Below are 561 nucleotides of genomic sequence, written 5' to 3'. Positions count from 1 at the left end.
CGGCGGGGTGAAGAAGCGCTTCCGCTCCTCATGGACGCTCGTCCGCCTACCGAGGTCGTCTGTGCCGGTGGTGTAGCCGGCGACGGCTACGGGAGGCATGGATCATGCGCAAGACGACGAAGGGCGCCATCGCTGTTGGCGCCGGTGTGGCGCTGCTGCTGGGCGGCGCGGGAACGATGGCGTACTGGACGCAGTCCAGCACGTTCGGCTCGACCACGACGATCTCCTCGGGCAACCTGGCGATCGCGCCGAAGACGGGCGCCACGGGCTCGCCCGTGTGGACCTGGAAGACGTCGGGCGCCACCTTCGCGCCGGCGACCTCCAAGATCGTCCCCGGCGACACGGTCGTCGTGACCCAGACGTTCACGGTGACGGCCCAGGGTGACAACCTCAAGGCAACCGTGGCGCTCGCGGTGCCCGGCCTGACGAACAACGTGCCCGCTGCGGCGACCAACCCGCTGCTCAACGAGCTCACGGTCACGCCGACGGTCGCGACCTCCGGCACGCAGACCGGCACGGGCACCGTCACGACCGCGGGCAACGTGGTCTCGGTGACCGCGA

At 70.2% G+C, this 561-nt stretch carries 1 protein-coding gene; it reads left to right on the top strand.

The genetic code is table 11. The features are described 5' to 3' along the window. Positions 1-104: 104 nt before the first annotated feature. The coding region (locus AC1DVP_RS21410) for an alternate-type signal peptide domain-containing protein (protein WP_477185489.1) at positions 105-561 on the top strand (457 nt) is incomplete at its 3' end.

This window comes from Flavobacterium sp. P3_A6 (assembly GCF_056403035.1).
This window is presented reverse-complemented; position numbering and strand designations above follow the sequence as displayed.